Origin of the sequence: Gracilibacillus orientalis (genome assembly GCF_900114645.1) — a bacterium.
GTDB classification, from domain to species: Bacteria; Bacillota; Bacilli; order Bacillales; family Amphibacillaceae; genus Gracilibacillus; species Gracilibacillus orientalis.
Genome location: NZ_FOTR01000003.1, coordinates 58592 through 81334, shown reverse-complemented (window position 1 = coordinate 81334; position 22743 = coordinate 58592). Strand labels below are relative to the sequence as shown.

Annotated in this window: 19 protein-coding genes; 17 read left to right on the top strand and 2 right to left on the bottom strand. The window is 35.3% G+C overall.

Going from position 1 to position 22743, the window contains the following annotated elements; translation table 11 throughout:
- The first annotated feature begins 8 nt into the window (after positions 1-8).
- The 17 genes from argB (at position 9) to larC (ending at position 18583) form a co-directional block, all read left to right on the top strand.
- Positions 9-812, top strand: a complete 804-nt coding sequence (argB, locus tag BM121_RS06485) for an acetylglutamate kinase (RefSeq protein ID WP_175495350.1) — start codon at positions 9-11, stop codon at positions 810-812.
- Positions 805-1977, top strand: a complete 1173-nt coding sequence (locus tag BM121_RS06480; protein WP_091482564.1) for an acetylornithine transaminase — start codon at positions 805-807, stop codon at positions 1975-1977. The genes argB and BM121_RS06480 overlap by 8 nt, the downstream gene beginning before the upstream one ends.
- Before the next feature lie 67 nt (positions 1978-2044).
- A complete protein-coding gene (gene purU / locus BM121_RS06475; protein ID WP_091482562.1) occupies positions 2045-2944 on the top strand; it encodes a formyltetrahydrofolate deformylase in 900 nt (299 codons plus the stop codon).
- A gap of 142 nt (positions 2945-3086) precedes the next feature.
- A complete protein-coding gene (locus tag BM121_RS06470) occupies positions 3087-3833 on the top strand; it encodes a C40 family peptidase (RefSeq protein ID WP_091482560.1) in 747 nt (248 codons plus the stop codon).
- Between the two features lie 109 nt (positions 3834-3942).
- Entirely contained in the window at positions 3943-4152 is a 210-nt protein-coding gene (locus BM121_RS22395; RefSeq protein WP_245780755.1) for a hypothetical protein, read from the top strand.
- Positions 4153-4327: 175 nt separating this feature from the next.
- Positions 4328-4483 carry a hypothetical protein gene (locus BM121_RS22390; protein ID WP_245780754.1) on the top strand — a complete coding sequence of 52 codons (156 nt, stop codon included), beginning with the start codon at positions 4328-4330 and terminating at the stop codon, positions 4481-4483.
- Between the two features lie 131 nt (positions 4484-4614).
- Positions 4615-5310: an L-ribulose-5-phosphate 4-epimerase gene (araD, locus tag BM121_RS06465; protein ID WP_091482559.1), complete on the top strand. Its 696-nt coding sequence runs from the start codon at positions 4615-4617 to the stop codon at positions 5308-5310.
- 110 nt (positions 5311-5420) lie between these two features.
- Positions 5421-6905 carry an L-arabinose isomerase gene (gene araA / locus BM121_RS06460; RefSeq protein ID WP_091482557.1) on the top strand — a complete coding sequence of 495 codons (1485 nt, stop codon included), beginning with the start codon at positions 5421-5423 and terminating at the stop codon, positions 6903-6905.
- A 358-nt stretch (positions 6906-7263) separates the two neighbouring features.
- Positions 7264-8379, top strand: a complete 1116-nt coding sequence (locus BM121_RS06455; protein ID WP_091482555.1) for a GntR family transcriptional regulator — start codon at positions 7264-7266, stop codon at positions 8377-8379.
- Positions 8380-8677: 298 nt separating this feature from the next.
- On the top strand, positions 8678-9802 hold the full coding sequence (locus tag BM121_RS06450) for a GntR family transcriptional regulator (RefSeq protein ID WP_091482553.1): 1125 nt from the start codon (positions 8678-8680) through the stop codon (positions 9800-9802).
- A 311-nt stretch (positions 9803-10113) separates the two neighbouring features.
- Positions 10114-11634: an arabinosylfuranosidase ArfA gene (gene arfA / locus BM121_RS06445; protein ID WP_091482551.1), complete on the top strand. Its 1521-nt coding sequence runs from the start codon at positions 10114-10116 to the stop codon at positions 11632-11634.
- Between the two features lie 146 nt (positions 11635-11780).
- Positions 11781-13259, top strand: a complete 1479-nt coding sequence (locus BM121_RS06440; protein ID WP_091482549.1) for an alpha-N-arabinofuranosidase — start codon at positions 11781-11783, stop codon at positions 13257-13259.
- 479 nt (positions 13260-13738) lie between these two features.
- The gene (locus tag BM121_RS06435; RefSeq protein WP_091483157.1) at positions 13739-14620 is read left to right on the top strand and encodes a carbohydrate ABC transporter permease; all 882 of its coding nucleotides are present in this window, start codon (positions 13739-13741) and stop codon (positions 14618-14620) included.
- Positions 14620-15462: a carbohydrate ABC transporter permease gene (locus tag BM121_RS06430; RefSeq protein WP_091482547.1), complete on the top strand. Its 843-nt coding sequence runs from the start codon at positions 14620-14622 to the stop codon at positions 15460-15462. Before BM121_RS06435 ends, BM121_RS06430 begins: the two co-directional genes overlap by 1 nt.
- A gap of 26 nt (positions 15463-15488) precedes the next feature.
- Entirely contained in the window at positions 15489-16112 is a 624-nt protein-coding gene (locus tag BM121_RS06425; RefSeq protein ID WP_091482545.1) for a YesL family protein, read from the top strand.
- A 261-nt stretch (positions 16113-16373) separates the two neighbouring features.
- Entirely contained in the window at positions 16374-17708 is a 1335-nt protein-coding gene (locus BM121_RS06420; RefSeq protein ID WP_091482543.1) for an ABC transporter substrate-binding protein, read from the top strand.
- A 107-nt stretch (positions 17709-17815) separates the two neighbouring features.
- The gene (gene larC / locus BM121_RS06415; protein ID WP_091482541.1) at positions 17816-18583 is read left to right on the top strand and encodes a nickel pincer cofactor biosynthesis protein LarC; all 768 of its coding nucleotides are present in this window, start codon (positions 17816-17818) and stop codon (positions 18581-18583) included.
- A gap of 900 nt (positions 18584-19483) precedes the next feature.
- Here larC and BM121_RS06405 read toward each other — a convergent pair.
- Both BM121_RS06405 and BM121_RS06400 read right to left on the bottom strand, forming a co-directional pair.
- Positions 19484-21787: an AraC family transcriptional regulator gene (locus BM121_RS06405; RefSeq protein WP_091482537.1), complete on the bottom strand. Its 2304-nt coding sequence runs from the start codon at positions 21785-21787 to the stop codon at positions 19484-19486.
- A 44-nt stretch (positions 21788-21831) separates the two neighbouring features.
- The gene (locus tag BM121_RS06400; RefSeq protein ID WP_245780753.1) at positions 21832-22491 is read right to left on the bottom strand and encodes a YesL family protein; all 660 of its coding nucleotides are present in this window, start codon (positions 22489-22491) and stop codon (positions 21832-21834) included.
- Between the last annotated feature and the right edge of the window lie 252 nt (positions 22492-22743).

Genomic DNA, 22743 nt, shown 5'->3' with positions numbered 1-22743 from the left:
GAAGTATTGTGAACTATGTAGTGATTAAATGTGGTGGTAGTGTGTTTGAACAGCTGCCTCCCTCTTTTTATCAAGATATTGTGACCATCCAGCAACAAGGGGAATGGCAGCCGATCATTGTCCATGGTGGCGGGCCGTTAATTTCTCAATTATTAGAGCAAACAGGAGTGAAATCTACTTTTGTAAACGGCTTACGTGTGACTACTAATGAAGTATTAGATGTGGTGGAAATGGCTCTTAGTGGTTCAATGAATAAAGGAATTGTCCGTAAAATAGCAGAAGTGGAAGGCAAGGCAATTGGTGTAAGTGGGATAGATGGAAACTTATTAGAAGCAAAGCGGATGACGGATGATACTACTCTCGGTTTTGTTGGAGAAGTGATACAAGTCAATACAAGTTTGTTAGAAAGCTTTGCCAGTCAAGGTCTAATTCCTGTGATTTCACCGATTGGTATGGATAAAACAGGGCAACGTTATAATATAAATGCAGATATGGCAGCATCAGCTGTTGCACAAGCATTAGAGGCGAAGTTATGTTTTATTAGTGATATTCCAGGAATATATCACGAAGTAGATGGTGAAAAACAAGTTTTTCATCAACTGAATGAAGCAACAATTGAAGAATTAATCCAACAAGAAGTCATATTTGGCGGGATGATTCCAAAGGTTAAATCTGCTTTATCCGCCTTGCGCAAGAATGTACGGGAAGTATCGATTGTCGATGGTACAGCTGACCATGGTTTAATAGAGTTTATGCAAGGGAAGCAAGTGGGAACAAGAATTGCTTTAGAGCAGGAGGTGCCATATGTATAAAGAGAGCGAAAGTCCTGTGATGCATACATACGGACGTTTTCCGATTACCTTAGTAGAAGGGAAAGGAAGTTATGTATGGGATGAACAGGGGACAAAGTATTTAGATTTTACGTCTGGTATTGCGACATGTAATTTAGGACATGTGCCAGATGTGGTAGAGCAAGCAGTACAAGAACAACTGTCCAAGCTATGGCATTGTTCCAATCTCTATCATATTCCCTCCCAGGAAAAATTGGCACAAGCATTAACAGATCATAGTTTTGGTGATCAGGTGTTTTTTTGTAATAGTGGGGCAGAAGCAAATGAGGCAGCTATAAAAATTGCCAAGAAATATGGTCATGATGTATTGAAGCAGGATAATCCGCTAATCATTTCCTTTAACAATTCGTTTCATGGCCGGACGATGGCTACATTGTCTGCCACAGGTCAAAAAAAAATCCAAGAAGGATTTACCCCTTTAACACCGGGTTTTGCGTTTTTACCTTTTAATGATGATGATTCACTTGATGAGTTAGTTAAACAGAAACCAGTTGCTGTATTACTAGAACTCGTCCAAGGAGAAGGCGGGGTCATACCAGCTGATCCTGTGTGGGTGAGTAAACTGGCAGCGACTTGTCAAGAACATGGTATTTTACTCATGATTGATGAAATTCAGACAGGTATGGGACGGACAGGGAAACTTTTTGCGTATCAGCATTACGGTATTGAGCCAGATGTGATTAGTGTGGCAAAAGGTCTGGGATCTGGTTTTCCGATTGGTGCCATAATTGCTAAAGAGCATGTTGCTAAAGTTTTTTCTCCTGGTACACACGGAAGTACATTTGGAGGTAATCCGATCGTAACAACTGCAGGTCTAGCAACAATTAACCATCTTACCCAAACAGATATATTAGATCATGCTAACAAAATAGCGGACTATTTATGGAATGCATTAGAGAATTTAGTGGAACATAAGAAAGAAGTGAAGTCTGTCAGAGGTGAAGGATTGTTAATCGGCCTTGAAGTAGATGGAAAAGCGATTGATTATGTCAATAAAGCAAGAGAGGAACATCAATTATTAATTGTGGTTGCGGGACCGCAGATCGTTCGTTTATTGCCACCATTAACGGCAAATCAAGAGGAAGTAGAGCAGTTTATTGCGATTATGGATAAAATATTTTCATAAGAACTCTTGACCGTCATCTGTAACGTGGTAAAGTAATAAAGAACGATTAAAGTAAAGAGGGATTAAGATGAAAAGTTATATAGCAGAAAAGATAGCAGCATTTAAGAAAATAAATAAAAACCGAGCACGTTTGTTAATTAATTGTGCCGATCAGCCCGGTATTGTGGCGGCAGTGTCTCAATTTTTATATGAGCACGATGCCAATATCATCGAATCCAATCAATACTCTACTGACCCGCATGGTGGCGAGTTTTTTATTCGCATAGAATTTGAGATGGATAATTTAAAAGCTCAAGTTGAAAAATTAGAGGCTGATTTTCAAAAGATTAAAACAGCGTTTAATATGAAAGCAACATTTAAATATGTGGACCAAATAAAGAAAGTGGCGATCTTTGTTTCCAAAGAACCTCATTGTTTATTAGAATTGCTATGGGAGTGGCAAAGTGGTGACCTAATGGCAGATATCAGTCTTGTGATTAGTAATCATGAAACATCACGGGAATTTGTCGAACCGCTTGGTATTCCATATTATTATATTCCTGCCAATAAAGATATCCGTAAACAGGTAGAGGAAAAGCAAATTCAATTATTACAGGAAAATGAGATAGATGTGATTGTTTTAGCACGCTATATGCAAATTCTCACACCAAATTTCGTAGAGACATTTAAAGATAAAATTATTAATATACATCATTCCTTTTTACCAGCGTTTATTGGCGCAAAACCTTATGAACGCGCGTATCACCGCGGGGTAAAATTGATCGGTGCCACGTCACATTATGTTACGAATGACCTTGATGAAGGACCGATTATCGAACAGGATATCAGTCGAGTTGATCATCGCGATAATGTTGAAGCAATGAAAAAAATCGGTCAATCTGTAGAACGTAGCGTGCTAGCAAGAGCAACTAAATGGCATCTCGAAGACCGGATTATCGTATATGGAAATAAGACAATTGTATTTTAGATAGAGAAAGCATTCTTATCGTGTAAAGCGGTAAGGGTGCTTTTTTGTTAGTCAGTTGATAAAAATAAAAAATCAAAAATGGGCTGCTTCCCCCTGTGCCCTTGACTAGTTTTTTTCATATTCTATGGTGAGGTGGTTTGTAATGGAGTTTTTTAATGTGTGGATTCGGAATGGTTTGGTGTTTGTGAGACCTTGTGTGGATGATGTGCGATTTAAGGTGTATGAGAATGATGTATGGGTGGCTAGCGGTTTGGATGATGATGGTGTTTTGGTTACATTGCAGGAGCGGAAGCCGAACACGATTTTAACGATAGAATACTTGTTCGAAAATAAATTAGGAAGAGAGCATTTTCCGTTAATATCTTATTATGCAATAAGGGAACGTAACTATCAAGCTGGCGATATCTTAGTAGCCAGTGATAACTTGAAATCAGAATTAACGGGATACATGGGACATTCCGCACTTGTAATAAATGAGAATGAATTAATTGAATCACCTGGCCTTGGGCCTGCCATTATTCGTAGCTCAATCAAACAGTTTCTGGATAAGCATCCAGTACATGCTCAATTTCGACCGGTACAATCAGAGGTAGGAGAAAAAGTAGCACAATATGCGATTGAATATTATCAGAAATATAAGCTTAATGTGGAAAAAGGTATTCATAAGCCAACCTTTTCCTTTGACCTTTCACAGGAGTTAGATGATCCCTGGGATAAAATTTATTGTTCGAAATTAGTGTGGATCTGTTATCACTTTGGCGCAAATTATACTTTTGAGAATGACCATTTATGGTTCTCACCGGAGGATCTATATCACCAATTATTAGAAAACCAGGATTTTGAGTTAGTTTATCAGCATCAAAACGTAAAGTTTTTGATTGATACCTAATCATCCGTACAATTTAGTTGACTTGTATTTGTCATCGAACTAACATATGAAACATACAAGAATATGTTAGTTCGATGTATACTAGAAGGGAAATAATGGAACATTTTATGTGTATGGTACAAAGGGATATCAAATATGTTATGACAAGTCATTAACCGAACTAGTGTCTTACCAAATTTCATTTTCCACGGGTGAAACGACGATTATGCAAATTGCTGGTCGGGATGACTTAGGGATTATTCACGGACTTTTATACATAATTAGAGAATTTTCAGGTGTAGATCCTTTTTGGGTTCTGGGCAGATATTTTACCGGCTAAAAAAGAAAGCGTTAATATGCAGATGAAAACCATTCATTCTAAAAAAGCGAAAGTGAAATGTCGAGGTTGGTTTGTTAATGATGAAGTATGTATGATTGGCTGGAAAGAAGAATATCCGCCAACGAAAGAAGTTTGATTTCCAGTATTTGAACCATTATTACGTTGTGGAGGGAATATGGTTATCCCTGGAACAGATTTATCAAAACAAGAGATCCACTTTGATTTAGCCACTGAAATGGGATTGTGGATTACCCATCATCATGCTGAACCGATACAGGTAAAATATACATTCAGCATTATCATTTCTGAGCTATGTAAAGTATCTTTTTAAGTATTTTGTATAAAATTTCATAAAAATAATAATTATATATTGAATGTACGTACGAATTGTATTATGATAAAAGTAATTACTTTTACACATACGTACAAGAATGAAATATGAAGAAAAGGGTGGATGTAAGCATGCTTGAAGAATTAAAACAGCAAGTATTGGAAGCAAACAGTGATCTACCTAAGTATGGTTTAGTAACATTTACTTGGGGCAATGTAAGCGGTTTCGATAAAGAGTCGGGTTTGATGGTAATTAAGCCAAGTGGTGTACCGTATGAGGAATTAAAGACTGAAGATTTAGTTGTATTAGATTTGGAAGGCAATATTGTCGAAGGTGATTTGAAACCATCTTCAGATACACCGACACATCGTTTGTTATATCAAAAGTTTCCTGGGATCGGCGGTATCGTTCATACTCATTCTCCATGGGCGACAAGTTGGGCTCAGGCTGGTAAAGGAATCCCAGCGCTTGGTACGACACAAGCAGATTATTTTTATGGCACCATCCCATGCACTCGTCGTATGACAGAAGAAGAAGTGACGGGTGATTATGAATGGGAAACAGGTAATGTGATCGTGGAATCATTCCAGGATATTGATCCGTTACAAATTCCGAGTGTGTTGGTACACAGTCACGCACCATTTAATTGGGGAAAAGATCCGCATGAAGCACTTCATAATGCAGTAGTCATGGAAGAGGTTGCGAAGATGGCATTGCATACGTATCAAATTAACCCAAATGCACAAGATATGGACCAATTTTTGTTAGATAAACACTATTTAAGAAAACATGGTGCCAATGCGTACTATGGTCAAGATAAAAAATAGTGAAGAGATTATGACAAGAGAATGCAGGATAATTCATTTGCAAGCAGACTCTTAGGACATATTACATTTATTAACAACTATTAAAGAAAATAATCAGAGGAGGAAATCACATGTTAGAAGTACGTCCTTATACATTTTGGTTTGTCACAGGTAGTCAACATTTATATGGAGAAGAAACACTGCAAGAAGTAGCTAATAACTCAATGGAAATAGTATCAGGGTTAAACAAAGAAGGTACCTTACCTTTTGAAATAGAATTTAAAGAGGTATTGACAACAGCACCAGATATTCACACCTTAATGCAAAAAGCAAACGCAGATGAAAATTGTGCAGGTGTGATCACTTGGATGCATACATTCTCTCCAGCAAAAATGTGGATTGCTGGTTTAAAAGCACTGCAAAAACCTTTATTGCACTTGCATACACAGTTTAACCGTGACATTCCTTGGGAAAGCATTGACATGGACTTTATGAACTTAAACCAGGCAGCACACGGTGATAGAGAATATGGTTTTATTGGTACTAGAATGGATGTATCTCGAAAAGTAGTGGTAGGTCACTGGCAAAGTAAAGACGTTGTATCAAAAGTTTCAGATTGGATGAAAACTGCTGCAGCTGTTGCAGAAGGTAGTAATATCCGCGTTGCTCGTTTTGGTGACAATATGCGTAATGTTGCCGTAACAGATGGTGACAAAGTTGAAGCGCAAATTAAGTTCGGTTGGACGGTTGACTATTACGGTATTGGCGATCTTGTAGAAGAAATGGATCAAGTGACAGATGAAGAATTGGATGCTCTATACAAAGAATACGAAGATTTATATGAATTGCCTGCAGAAGCTAGTGAACCAGGTCCAATCCGTGATTCTATTTTATATCAAGGAAAAATCGAGTTAGGATTAAAATCATTTTTAGAAAAAGGAAATTATACGGCATTGACGACAAACTTTGAAGACTTACATGGTATGAAACAGTTACCGGGTCTTGCAGCACAGCGTCTTATGGCGGAAGGTTATGGTTTTGCTGGTGAAGGTGACTGGCGAACAGCAGCTTTACTTCGCTTTATGAAAATTATTTCCAATAATAAAGGCACGTCTTTCATGGAGGATTATACGTATCACCTCGAACCAGGTAACGAAATGATCCTTGGTTCTCATATGTTGGAGATTTGTCCAACTGTATCAGCAACAAAACCTAAAATTGTAGTTAATCCATTAGGTATCGGTGGAAAAGAAGATCCAGCCCGTCTGGTATTTGATGGACGTGGTGGAGATGCTGTTAACGCATCCTTGGTTGAAATGGGTGGCCGTTATCGTCTTGTGATTAATGAGGTAAAAGCAGAACAACCGGAAATTGAAACACCAAATTTACCAGTTGCAAAAGTGTTATGGAAGCCGGAACCATCACTAAGCGAAGCAACGGAAGCATGGATTTATGCAGGTGGAGCACACCATACGGTATTCTCCTTTGATGTGACTACAGAACAATTATACGATTTTGCTAATATGACAAAAATCGAATGTGTAGTCATTGATGAAGACACGAAACTTCGTCAGTTCCGTAATGAATTAAAATGGAATGAAGCAGTTTATCGTTAAGATATTATAGTGAGTTTCAAGAGGGTCTCATGTAGGACGGCTTGAGAATATGTATACACGCGTTTCGACCATAAGTGAAACGCGTGTATACTTTTAACTATTCTCACATTCATTATGTTACCAAAGTAATATAAACGGCACAGTAACACTTTGGGACTTTCTTTCTTCCATTCTTCTTTAGGAAGTGCTGGATATCGCTTCGAAAGCTCACCGTGATTCCTTTATCTCAGTTGATTCGCTCCAGCCGCTCTTGTTTTAAGCGGGTGCTCCTGAGCTTTTCTTATTCCAAAAGTGCTTGACAGAGTTAGTTAAACCTTTATCCTTATTAGTAGATAAGGTAAAAAATGAGGTGCGAGCAATGCAGACAAAATACAGTATAGTAAAAGAGGCAATAAAATCCCAAATATTAGAGGGTACATTTCAACCACATCAAAAGATTAGTTCGGAAAGTCAATTAATGAAGGAATTTGGTGTGAGCAGACATACAGTCCGCTTAGCGATTGGTGACCTAGTTAATCAAGGATGGCTTTACCGTGAACAAGGAGCGGGGACATTTTGTGCCGATCGTTCAAAAGGTAATTCACAAACGATGGTTGATCAGAAAAACATAGCGTTAATTACAACGTACTTATCTGATTATATTTTTCCTTCGATCATTAGGGGAGCTGAATCCTATTTAAGTAAGGAAGGATATCAAGTAAGTCTGTTCAGTACGAATAATGATCATGATATGGAGCGTAAGTTTTTGGAAAAAATCCTGATGCAGCATTTCGATGGTGTCATTATTGAACCAACCCGTAGTGCGATAAGCAATCCTAATATTAATTACTATTTGAATTTAGAACGTGAGCACATTCCTTACTTAATGATCAATGCTTATTATGATGAGTTAGAACCTTTTCACATTGTAGTTGATGATGAAAAAGGAGGTCTGATTCAAACAGAACATGTCATTGAATTAGGTCACCGAAATATTGTAGGTTTTTTTAAAAATGATGATATCCAGGGAACCAAACGGATGAAAGGTTATTTAAAAGCACATCGTAAGCATAATATCGAAATATTACCTAATAATATTGTGACTTATAACACAGAGGAAAAGTCATCAAAGCCAATTGACATGTTAAAACAAATACTGAGTGAACCAGAAGGTAAACGTCCAACAGCAATTGTATGTTATAACGATGAATTGGCTATCAAATTACTGGATGTTTTAAGAGAAGCAAAATTAAAGGTACCAGAAGATATTTCGATTGTAGGATTTGATGATTCATTTATGGCTGAGCTAACGGAAGTTAAACTAACTACTGTAAGCCATCCGAAGAGTGAAATGGGAGAATTGGCAGCAAAAGTGATTTTAGACATGGTGAAAAAAAATAAAGGATCTAAGAAACAACAAAACATGGAAAATGATCTTATTCGTTTTGATCCTAAGTTGGTTATCCGTAACTCGACCGCACCATTTAAAGATTGAATGGCTGAGCTGCATGTTTTTAAATCTCCGAAAAACGTATACACATGTTTCGATCTGATCTGAAGCGTAAGGTATACGTTTTATTTGGTGATATCTGATGTCAAAAAGATACCATACAATTATTGTAATAACTTCATAATCTGCTATACTAGTAGTACGTATAATTTAGAAGATTCTAATATGAACACATTGTTGTAATCGCTTTCAAATTGTGTGTCGATATATTAGTAATTTCTGCTTATAAAAAGCGTTCGCTTAAGTCATTGTTTGTGTACAGGAAGTAGGGGGATCAGAAGACATGGAGGCTAAATATAAAAAGATAAAGCAATCAATAAAATCAAAGATATTAGAAGGTTTGATCCAGAAGCACGAAAAAATAAGCTCAGAAAGTGAACTAATGCGACAGTTTGATGTAAGCAGACATACTGTAAGGTTAGCATTAGGAGAATTGGTGAATGAGGGTTGGTTATACAGGGAACAAGGAGCAGGTACTTTTTGTGCAGATCGATCTAATCAAGGGAAGACCCATTCTTTTGTTCAACAAAATAAAAGTATTGCGATTGTTACTACATATATTTCTGAATATATCTTTCCTTCCATTATTCGGGGGGCAGAAGCTTATTTAAGTGAACAAGGCTATCATGTCAGTATTTTTAATACAAATAATAAATATGAACAAGAGAAGAAAATACTAAGCCATTTGTTGTCAGGCAACTATGACGGAATTATTATTGAACCGACACATAGTGCTTCAGCTAATCCTAATCTAAAATATTACTTAAATTTGGAACGAGCAAAAATTCCATATGTAATGATCAATGCATTTTACGAAGAATTAGAACCGGTATATTTTATGATAGATGATGTGAAGGGTGGATATATACAAACAAAACATTTGCTGGAATTAGGCCATATGGAAATTGCGTGCATGTATAAGACAGATGATGCGCAAGGTCAAAAAAGGTTAAAAGGTTATATTAAGGCACACAGAGACCTGAATATATCATTAAATCCGAAGAATATTGTTACTTATTCCACAGATAACCAACTTACCAAACCTTTAGTAGAATTAAAAAAGTTGTTAGCAATGAAGGAAAATAAACCAACGGCAATTGTTTGTTATAATGATCAATTAGTATTATATTTAATGGATGAAATAAGGAAGTTAGGAATTAAAATACCTGAGCAATTATCTTTAATTGGTTTTGATGATTCCATGTTAGTTGAGATATCGGAAGTTAAATTGACATCAATTAAACACCCGAAAAGTCAATTAGGTTTAGATGCAGCGAAGGCGATTATACAAATGACTAAGAGGAGTGAAGCGATACACAACAAAGATCAGTTATCCCATCTGTATGAACCGGAATTAATTGTTAGACAGTCAACTACAGAGCAAAATATGGAACAACTTAATAAGTAAGAGAAGAACTAGTTAACCATCATAACTAGTTCTTCTTTTTAAGCGTTGACTATGAATGTGAAAAGAAAATTAGCAATCTATAGATATTACTTTTCTAGTTGTTAGAATCTTGACAAAAATTCATTTATGCCATAATCTTAATATACGTACATATTTTTGATAAGTATATAATCATGTACGTTTAACTTACTTTTATGTAAGCGTATTAATTTATCATGATGTTAATCGTCCGTAAAATCTCCACTGATGGAAGTCTCACTTTATTAGTAATGTTGTAATTATAGTACTTTTAAAAAGAAAGGATGAAAGACATGGTAAATGAAACAGTGAAGGCAAAGATGGTTGTAGACAAAGAGTTTCAGATTTCGGAAATTGACCCTAGAGTTTACGGATCATTTATCGAGCACTTAGGAAGAGCTGTATATGGTGGGATTTTTGAGCCAGATCATCCTACAGCAGACGACAAAGGTTTCAGACAAGATGTTATTGATTTAGTAAAAGAACTGCAAGTGCCAATTGTCAGATATCCTGGTGGTAACATGGTTTCAGCATACAACTGGGAAGATGGTGTAGGCCCAAAAGAAGACCGTCCAAAACGTCTCGAATTAGCATGGAGAGTAACGGAGACAAACCAAGTTGGTACGAATGAGTTTATGGATTGGGCAAAAGCAGCCAATACCGATGTTATGATGGCAGTTAACTTAGGTACGAGAGGCATCGATGCTGCTAGAAATCTATTAGAATATTGTAATCATCCAGGTGGAACATACTGGAGTGATCTACGTAAATCACATGGCTACACAAATCCTCACAATATTAAAACATGGTGCCTTGGTAATGAAATGGACGGGCCATGGCAGGTTGGACAAAAAACAGCCCATGAATATGGACGTCTTGCTTATGAAACAGCTAAAGCAATGAGACTTGTAGATCCCGAAATAGAGTTAGTAAGCTGTGGTAGCTCTAATTCCAATATGCCAACTTTCCCTAGTTGGGAAGCAGAAACGTTAGAACATACCTATGAAGTAGCAGATTATATTTCCTTACACCAATACTATGGTAACCGTAGTGGAGACACTGCTAACTTTTTAGCAAAATCAATGGATATGGAAAACTTTATTCAAACTGTCATTTCTACGTGTGATTATATTAAAGCGAAAAAACGTAGCAAAAAGAATATGTATCTAAGCTTTGATGAATGGAATGTATGGTTCCACTCAAATGAACAAGATAAAGAAATTGATCCATGGACAGTAGCACCGCCACAATTGGAGGACGTTTATACATTTGAAGATGCGCTCTTAGTAGGGAGTATGTTAAATACCATGCTACGTCACTCTGATCGCGTAAAAGTTGCATGCATGGCTCAACTTGTAAACGTTATCGCACCAATAATGACCGAAAATGGTGGAGCTGCATGGAAACAGACGATCTTCTATCCATATTTCTATACATCTGTATATGGACGTGGTGTAGCACTTAAACCAGTAGTAAGTTCACCTAGATATGATAGTAAAGATTTTACAGATGTTCCCTATCTAGATCCATCTGTTGTATACAATGAAGAAAAAGAAGAGTTAGTAGTATTTGCTACTAACCGTCACTTAGAAAAACCATTAGAAGTTGATATCGATGTCCGTTCCTTTGAAGGTTATGGTGTGGTGGAACACATTGTTCTTGAAAATGAAGATGCGAAAGCAGTAAATCTCCCTGGTCAAGAGAATGTAAAACCACATGCTAATGGAGAATCTTATTTAGATGACGGGAAATTAGTAGGTATTTTCCCTAAGTTCTCTTGGAATATGATTCGTTTAAAAAAAGTAAAAGCGTAATTATATGAAATAGCTGGAGGAGTGTATTTGGTATACCTCCTCCGTAATATTTTGGGATCGAAGGTTACGGGTTAGCCTCGCATGCCATAATTAATAAAAATACAAATGTAAATATTACATGACTAAATCTATAATGAGGTGAGAGTATGACAAAAAAAGTAATTGTCAATGCCGATGTTGGTAAAGGTACGATTAATAAAAATATTTATGGACACTTTGCGGAGCATCTAGGCCGGTGTATTTATGAAGGTTTTTGGGTAGGTGAGGATTCTGACATACCAAACACCAACGGGATACGAAATGATGTGGTAGAAGCATTACGTAACTTGGATATTCCAGTGCTTCGTTGGCCAGGGGGTTGTTTTGCTGATGAATACCATTGGAAAGATGGTGTAGGTCCGAGAGCAAATCGTAAACGTATGGTCAATACACACTGGGGTGGCGTTATTGAGAATAACCATTTCGGAACACATGAATTTTACATGCTCTGTGAATTGTTAGATACAGAGCCATATATCAATGGAAATGTTGGTAGTGGAACGGTTCAGGAGATGTCCGAATGGGTTGAATATATGACTTTCAACGGTGAGTCTCCAATGGCTAATTGGCGGAAGGAACATGGTAAAGAAGAACCTTGGAAATTAAAATATTTTGGTGTAGGTAATGAAAACTGGGGATGCGGTGGAAATATGCGTCCGCAATATTATGCTGATTTATATCGTAGATTCCAGACATACGTAAGAAATTATGGTGATAATGAAATTTTCCGTATTGCTGGTGGTGCCAATGTAGATGACTATAACTGGACAGAAGTACTAATGAGAGAAGCTGCTCATCTGATGGACGGCTTAAGCCTACATTATTATGTCCATCCAGGAGGTTTCTGGAACAAGGGACCAGCGACAGATTTCACGGAAGATGTATGGGATATTACGATGGAGAAAACTCTTCACATCGAAGAGTTAATTGAGAAACACGGAACTATTATGGATAAGTATGATCCGGAAAAACGAATTGCCATGATCATTGATGAATGGGGTGCTTGGTATGATGTGGAACCAGGTACGAATCCAGGTTTCTTATATCAGCAAAATACGATACGTGATGCATTGGTAGCTGGTGTTTCACTTAACATCTTTAATGAGCATAACGATCGTGTTCAAATGGCAAACATTGCACAGACAATTAACGTTATTCAGTCTATGATTTTAACGGATAAGGAAAAAATGATTTTAACACCTACGTATCACGTGTTTGAAATGTATAAAGTGCACCAGGATGCGGAGCGCTTAAACTTAAACATCGAAACTGGTTCCATTAAAGTGGGGGATAAAGAAATCCCACAGGTATCAGCTTCAGCATCAAAAGCAGCAGACGGTTCAGTTACGATTACATTATGTAACTTAGATAAAGCGGAATCAGCAGATTTAGCAATTGATTTGCGTGGTAAAGATCTTGAGAATGTTTCCGGTCGCATCATAACAGCAGATGAAATGGATGCACATAATACGTTTGATAACCCAGACAATGTAAAACCAGAAGCATTTAATGATTTTCAGACAAATGGTAGTGAATTAACCATGAGATTACCTTCAAAATCAGTATTAAGCATTAGGGTAAAATAAGAAGTGATGAAAGCCGATAAGGATATCCTTATCGGCTTTTCTCATTTACCATGGTGAATAGTTGCCCATAATAGCTCCACTTCAATGCTTTGAATAATAAGTGAGAGTGTTTTTAGTATTTTTTATTCATATTATAGTTCAAAGAATGAAGTTGTTTTTTATTTAACAATAACTAAATGATGAATAAATAGAATTGATAAAAAAACTATCTTAATTAGACTTGAATTGAATGTATTTGTTTATAAAATTAGTTTTTTTGTAGAAAAAGATTGAAAAAACTTATACAGTTATATATAATAGAATCACACACCACTTATACGTACGTTTTAGTAACTATTGATTTAAATATGTTACTGAAACAACTAGTACTACAGAAGAGTTTTAGGAAGGCTTTAATTCTTGAAAGCGTATACATTAGAGGAGGGGTTACATTGGCAACAAATCAAACAGTTGATACAAATAAAGGTCCAAGCCCATTTATGAAATTCTTAAATTCCAAGAAGGTTGTACCTTATGTTTTTGTATCACCATTTATACTTTCTTTCTTAATACTAACTGTTTATCCGGCAATTCGTGGTATTATTATGAGTTTCCAAAGTGTACTACCAGGTCAAGTTGAATTTATTGGATTGCAAAATTATGAAAGGGTTTTTAATCCAACCTTTTATAAAGCGTTGTCAAATACAACGATATACGTTGTCCTAACGGTGATATTATTAACCATATTACCAATTATTTTTGCAGTTATATTAGATTCGAAACTCGTGAAGCTAAAAACGCTATTTCGTGCTTCCTTATTTATGCCGACATTAGCATCAACAATCGTAGCAGGTATGATTTTTCGTTTGATGTTCGGGGAAACGGATACAGCTGCAGCTAACCAACTTTTAAACTGGTTAGGAATGGAAGCAGTTGACTGGCGATTCCATGCATGGTCAGGGATGTTCTTAATGGTAATGCTTTGTGTATGGCGTTGGTTAGGGGTTAATATCCTTTACTTTTTAGCTGCACTACAAAATGTACCAGATGAATTGTATGAAGCAGCAGACATTGACGGTGCATCCATATTCCAAAAGTTTTGGTATGTAACATTGCCTTTCTTAAAACCGGTTACAATTTTTGTGGTAACTATTTCTATTATTAACGGTTTCCGAATGTTTGAAGAAAGTTTCGTATTCTGGGAAGCGGGATCACCTGGAAATATTGGTTTAACAGTAGTTGGTTACATTTATCAACAAGGTATTCAACAAAATGACATGGGATTCGGCGCAGCTATTGGTGTTATCCTAATGCTCATAATCTTCGTTATTAGTTTTATTCAATTAATTCTAACAGGTGCATTTAAGCGAGGTGACGAATAATGAAAAGTGAACAAAGAAAAAGAACGTTAACATGGGTTGCAAATATTGGGATGGCAATTGTATGTTTAATCGCTCTATTCCCAGTAATTATGCTATTGATTTCATCTTTAAGACCTTCATCAGAATTGATGCGTACAGGTATTAGTTTAGCATTTGATTGGAGTATTCTAAATGTAGATAACTATAATTATATCTTTACACAAGCGGGAAGTTATTGGACATGGTATACGAACAGTCTAATTATTTCGGCTGTTACCATTGTATTATCCTTATTTTTCTCATCAATGGTAGGTTATGCTTTAGCAGTATACGATTTTAAAGGTAAAAATCTATTCTTTACATTTGTAGTATTTATCTTGATGGTACCTTTTGAAATTTTAATGTTACCACTATTCCAAATGATGATTAAAGTTCAATTAGTAGATTCTTATCTAGGTGTCATTTTACCGATGGTTGTAGCACCGATTGCAGTATTCTTCTTTAGACAATATGCATTAGGGTTACCAGTACAGTTAATGGATGCAGCACGTATTGATGGTGCCACTGAATATGGTATTTTCTTTAAAATTATGCTTCCATTAATGGGACCATCACTAGGAGCAATGGCAATTTTACAAGGCCTTGGAAGCTGGAATAATTTCTTGTGGCCATTGATCGTATTACGTTCAAACGATATGTTTACCTTACCTATTGGTCTGGCAACCCTATTAACGCCATACGGTAATAACTACGATGTATTAATTGCAGGTTCCGTTATGACAATCGTACCAATTATTATCTTGTTTATTTTCTTCCAACGTTACTTTGTTGCTGGTTTAACAACAGGAGGAGTAAAAGGATAAAAGTGTTTTATTAGGATGTGACAAAGATGTTTGGACAACAATTAGTAGGTTCATTGGATCGGATTTTAAAAATAATATTACAGGTAGTTTGGCTCAATTTTCTATGGGTATTATTTACGCTAATAGGGGTTGTAGTAGCTGGAGTATTTCCAGCTACTGCTGCAACTATGAGTGTCGCAAGAAAATGGGTTCAGAAAGAAGAAGTAGTATCTGTTTTCCAGACATTTAAACAAGCATATAAAAGGGAATTTGCAAAGGCTAATATGATTGGTTTTATCCTTAGCATCATGGCCGTGATTTTGTATTTAAATTATGTTGCATTGGTACATTTAGCGGCCCAAATCCCAATATTTGTCGTAATTGCTTACTATTTTGTGCTTTTCTTGTACGGAATTTTAGTTCTTTGGATTTTTCCTTTGTTAACGCATTATCAATCAACCATTAAGCAATATTTTAAAAATGCTCTAATAATCGGCTTAAGAAAAATGCCAACGACAATAACAATTGGGTTATCAATTTTTATATTACTATATATGTCGTTATCGCTACCAACAATGCTATTATTCTGTACGATGAGCTTAATTTGTCTAGTGATAGCCTACTTATCTATTAACGTATTTGTAAAAATAGATAACGATGAAGCTAATTAAAGCATGTACGGACTATTGTTCAAAATATTAAGTGAATAAAAATGTTAATCATTAGTTATTTATTATAACTTAGAAAACTTATTGACAAATTAAGTAGTAAGTGTTATCTTATAGTTAACCACAAAGTGAAACTAAGCGAAGTGATAATCACTACTCTTCATCTTGTACGAACAGGTATTCAAGATGAACACTTCGTTTATTTCTTTCAATATGCTGAAAGCGGTTACTATATTTTCCATAAAACTTTTAGGGGGTAAAAAAATGAAAAGAAAAAGTTTATTAGCCGTATTATTTGGAATCATAGCCTTATTCTTAGTAGCTTGCGGTGGAGGAGATGATTCTTCAGAAGACGCAGAAGATGTAACAACGGTTGGAGATGATATAGAGGATGCTACAGAATTAACATTATGGGTATTCGCAGGTCAACACGTTGATTTTTATAAAGATGCCGCAACGAATTGGAATGAAGAAAATCCTGATAAGGCAATTAAATTAACAGTAGAAACTTATCCATACGACCAATTGCATAATAACTTATTATTAGCGTTACAATCAGACGATGGTGCGCCAGATATCGCTGATATTGAAATAGGTCGTTTTCCTAACTATTTAGAAGGTGAACCACAATTATTACCAATGAATGAACATGTTGAACCGATTATTGATGAATTTGTTGAGTCTCGTTTTCAGATTTACTCTAAGGATGGAAACTATTATGGAATGCCAACACATGTTGGAGCATCTGTAATGTATTATAATACTGAAATAATGGATGCAGCAGGTGTAGATATCGATTCTATTACTACTTGGGATGACTTTATGGCTGCAGGTGAACAAGTTGTTGATAACACGGATGCAATGATGTATAACTCGTTCCCAGGAGATTATTTACCATACTTCCAGATGGTATCTCAACAACAATCAGATTTTATCGATGAAAATGGTAATCCAACGATAAATCGTCAAGAAAATGTTGATGCGTTACAATTATTATTAGATATGCAAGAATCAGAAATTGCTGAAGTTGCTCCAGGTGCACAACCACACGCTGAAGAATTTTATTCTTACATGAACGATGGTGGTGCAGCAGCGGTCAGTATGCCGATTTGGTACATGGGACGTTTTACAGATAGTATGCCAGACTTAGAAGGCAAAATAGTAGTTCGTCCAATGCCAGCATTTGAAGAAGGTGGAAACCGTTCTGCTGGTATGGGTGGTACAGGTACTGTAGTAACCAATCAGACTGAGCACCCTGAATTAGCTAAAGAATTCTTGGCATATGCTAAACTTTCTGAAGAAGGTAACGTTAAATTATGGACTATCCTAGGCTTTGACCCAATTCGTCACAGTGTATGGGATGATGAGAGAGTATTAGAAGATAATAAATATTTCCAATACTTCGGCGATGATATCTTTGATACATTAGCTGAAATTCAAGATGAAATTGCTGCTACAAATGTAACACCATTAACGCCAGATGTTGTAAACGAACTGAACACGAATACGCTTAATAATGTATTACGTGATGGTTCTGAATCACCACAAGAAGCACTTGATGCAGCACAAGAAGCAATAGAATCACAAATTACAGATTAATTAATAAGTGGAAGGACTATTCAAAACGAATAGTCCTTCTTTTCATTGCTTTGAGATCCTACTTTAAGATAAAATGATACCAGAGACGATAAATGGAGGATAATTACATGCCTAAAATTTTGTATTTTGACTGTTTTTCTGGAATAAGCGGAGATATGACTATTGCAGCATTATTGGATACAGGTATCTCTTTGGAGTGGTTGGAGAATCAACTTAAAGCGTTACATTTAGAAAAAGAGTATCAATTAAAAACTGATAAAATCGTAAAGAACGGCATTCATAGTAATAAGTTTGATGTGAAATATGAGGAGGAACATCACCACCATCATCATGAACATAGTCATCATCACAATCATTCCCATCATCACCGACAATATAAAGACATTGTTAAACTTATTGATGGTAGCGAACTAAACGAAGCAGTGAAAAGAATGTCTTTAGAAATGTTCCGTGTGATAGGTGAAGCGGAGGCAAAAATACATGGAATGAACTTGGATAATGTGCATTTTCATGAAGTAGGTGCAATAGATTCGATTATTGATATAGTTGGTACTGCTATACTAATAGATGAATTACAGATCGATCGAATAGTGTCTTCTTCCATACCAGTTGGTTCTGGCCATATACATATTGATCATGGGATTTACCCTGTGCCTGCACCAGCAACATTAGAAGTATTAAAAGATATTCCATTAAAAGAAAGCGCCGTAAAAGGGGAATTAACAACACCTACAGGAGCGTCCATCATCAAGACACTCGTAGATGATTTCTCCGGAATACCAAACATCACAGTAGACAAAATTGGCTACGGTGCAGGAACTAAAACATTTGAAAACCACCCTAACGTACTGAGGGTTATAATTGGTGAAAATTAAGGTAAGCTGACTGGAAAATAATACTGTCATTAATCGAACTTCAATAGAATAGTATCTACCCAAAACTAAGCTTGTATATGCTATTTTTATTAACTCCCTTTTTTATATAAAGGGAGTTAATTTTGTAGAAAAGCTAGCGCTGATGCCTTTCTTCATAATATATAGTTAAAAGCAATATCTAGTCTCTAACTATTCAGCATAAGTGCTAAGATCACAAAAAATAGTACTAAGTAGAGGAACGACAAAAAATACATCGCTATCGACTTCCGTAATTCTCCATTTAATGTATAAATAACAGCTTTACTAAAGAAAGATATTAGCCCAAAGACAAGTATTATTAATAATAGAGCAAAACCATTTCCAACAGCTATACCAGAAAAATACAAAATACAATATCCAACCACAAAACTTAAAAAAAGTAGCAAGTCTGAAACAATACTTATTTTTTTAAATGATTTATTCAATTTAATACCCCCATTCATTACATATTAACACAATTTTTTACAAAAAAGGGTTGTTTGTGGATGATAACTACTTTAACATAGTATAAATTTCATTATTATTACATTTTTGTGGTTGGATGTCCTTTTGGAATGATTAATAGTATCACCATAAATGAAATCGAAAGTTTTTCAGAGGTGAAAGAAGATTCAGATATTGAGATAACAGAATCAAATGAAATTAAGTTTTAAAAAAAACAGGTGTTGTTGATATAGCAGATCCATAGAAGTAAGTTGCGCGTTTATGAGGTTCAACAAAACAACAAAAAATAACCCCTCATATGCTTGTAGGATCGGTGGTGACCCAGGCGCTAGGGGTTATTTTTTTGTCCGTAAAACTGATGGAAATATTACTTTATCATTAAGGTATCTATATCAAATAACGAAACCTTTCCTTTTTCTATGCTTCTTTACTTTTATATCGCGCGCGGTATTTACCTGGAGTGATTTCCTCCATTCTTCTAAATGAACGGATAAAATTCTGAGAGTTATTATATTTTAGCCTCTCTGCAATCTCCTTTACTGACATATTAGTTGTCGTGAGCCATTCTTTAGCTTTGTTAAGACGATAACGAAGTAAATATTCACTAAACGAATATCCTGTTTCCTTTTGAAAGATACTGCTTAAATAGTTTGGATTATAGTGTAACTCGGCAGCAATTACATCGAGTGAAATGTCTTTATCATAATCCTCATGAATAATCCGAATCATTTTATCAGAGATTTTCTTATTCTTTGAATCGTCTTTGGCATCAATACTCTCAATCAGAGGAATGATAAGTTGACCGCTAACCCAATCGTGGATCGCCTCAATCGAGTTTAAGTTTTGATAATACGTAATCATATCTGTCGATTGAAAATCTTCTACATTTGCTCCTAGCAACTCTTTTAATTCATATAATTCATATAAGAACCTTGATAAGATAATTTCCAACTGTTGATGGTGAATATCGTTTCGGTCCAGATAATCGAAAAACTTGGAAAGCTCAGATACTGCTTGCTCTTTATCACTTAATTTAATCGCATCAAAAGTTTTATTCTTAATTGCTGTCGGATAAGGCGCAACACTAGAGTAGCGTCTATTCAGGTTCTCATAGAAAATGATGGATGATTCGCCCATTTTCAGACGATATTTTAATGCTTCCTTACTTTCCTTAAAGGCAATATTTGAATCTTCTAATTCTTTGTAACGGTTGCTGATACCGATGCTGACAGATAAATGAAATAACTCCATTACTTTGGTTTGGATTATTTTAACCTTCTGATTTATTATATGTGTATAGTCCGCTTCATTGTCGCATTTCGTTATAATGAGAGTGGATTGAGAATCATTAATTACTACTGGAGTAAATCGCTCCTGACTTGGAATCAGATCCTCAATTAAATTGTTGATTGCAAAAAGAATCAGATCCTGGTCATTTTTATTGAATTTATCCTGATCTATTTCATCTAATTTTAATGAAAAAATCGTTAATCCGGTCCAATCCTGATTATAATTAAAAGATTTCACTTTAAGCGGCAGTTCGCTACTTGTTACTTTCCCTTGTAATAATCGGATCATGAAAAGTTGTTTTAATTGTGTAACCTGACTTTGAACACGCCTTTCTAACAAATGATTTTGATTTAATATTTTTTCGATATGTGTCTCGATTAAATCAAATTCATTAGTGGCATTTTCTGATACAGCCTTACCCTCACTCGAAGAATCTATCACACTCTTTAATTTTTTGATAGGTTTATATAACACTTTGCTGCCAATGAAGGCAATACATAATGAAATAATTAACAATATAGAAACAATTAATACCGTTAACCAACCGATAGAGCTTGATTTCATATGCAAGTCACTTAATTTCACTAATGAAAGATAAGTCCAGTCATTATACTCAGAACTTTGATAAGAGATTTTAAAATCTGTTCCATTAATTTTATACTCAAATTGACCTTCTAACTCGTTACGATCTATCTTATTAAATAAATTTTTTGGTATATACCCATCTTCACCTGTGTATTCCGCATTACTATGGGCGATTGTCTGATTATTCTCATCTAAAATAATAAATGACTCACTATCATTACTTTGTGCCATAATTTCCGTCAATTCACAAGTTGGAACAATAACTGATATGAGACCCTCTGGTTGAGATGATAAGATTGGCAGTTTTTTCACTAAATTAATATAATGAGAGCAGCTTTTTTTTGTCGCATTTGGTAATTGTATCTGATCCGCTTCTTCCATTAGCCAAGCAGATTTCTCAGGTATGCTTAAGTAATTTTTGTTTATTTGTTCATAAGTTTTATTATCAAGGTTTACTAAACCATCGTTATTGATTAGCCATCTCTTATCAAAACTAACTAGAATAACATCTTCAATACCAGTATCAATTGTTTGTAAATGGTTTAAATCCTTTCTTAATTTATGAAAGTTACTAAATGATCTGCCATTCATATCTTCCTTTACAAATTCTTGTGTTTGAGCTGAACGGACAAAATAGGTCGTAGATAAATCGATGTACTGTAGTACTTGTTCTACGTTTGTTTGTATTTGATAAATATTTTGCTTTTTTTCATCATTAGAATAATCCACAATAGCTTTAGACGATTGCCAAAAAGATAATCCGCCGGTAATAATAACAGGAACTGTACTTAAGATAACTAAAAATGCAATTAATTTAAAATAATGTTGAGTAGATAATTTTTTCATAGACATACTTCCTTAATCGTTATATTTGAAACAGATGTATAGCGCTAGGAAGCGGATAATGTTGTTTCTTCCAGTTGTTCTTTTTGTTTTTTAAGCAATTGACTAAAACCGATGTGAACAATAAACATCGTAACGTAAGCGCTAACACTAAAGCTGAAAAACAGTGTTATACCAGGAAACTTCAAAGAAGCAAAATAAATCCCGGCTAAAAGTGTAATAGCACAGATGGAGTAGTGCAAATTCACTGCACCAATCGATACCGCATATCGAACATATTGCCAAAAACGAAGCTGGTAATGAACATAAACCGGAGCAATATACAAAACAAGCATAACATAAAGGAATGCTGCTAATACAAAAACACCAAGCAGTACCGGATACAAACTGGAATTGTTCATCAGTCCTGTATACTTTAAAAAGACAGATAAAACATAACCAATAATGAAAATGACTAAGCCAAATAGGTTAGCACGAATAAAATTAGACTTATATTCTTTGAAGAAGGTTTCAAAAACAGGTATATCATATTCTTTTAAAACCCATTTACGGACGACAGCAAACATAGCGATCGTTGCTGGCATAATACCAAAAAAAATGAGACCTAATAAAGTAAAAGCAATCCAAAGTATGTTTAACCATGCAAGCCTGGTAATCCATAAACTTATCCGATAAAAACCTGCCCACACCCCTGAAAGTTCCATCATAAAACCCACCTAATTCTAAAAGTTAAATACTACTATGATAATAGAATACCTTTTTATTACCTTTCCGTAAATGGGTAACTTGAAGCGCTTTCAACCTATGATCATCTTATAAGGAAGCGTAAACCCGCATTAAATAAGGGATCTAATGAGCTAAAACAAATAAAATAATCATTTCTTAATATTATTTTCGTCTGGACAAAAAAATGATCATTTTTAAAGAAAAAGCTTCAATTTTTCTTTTTGTAGTAAGCG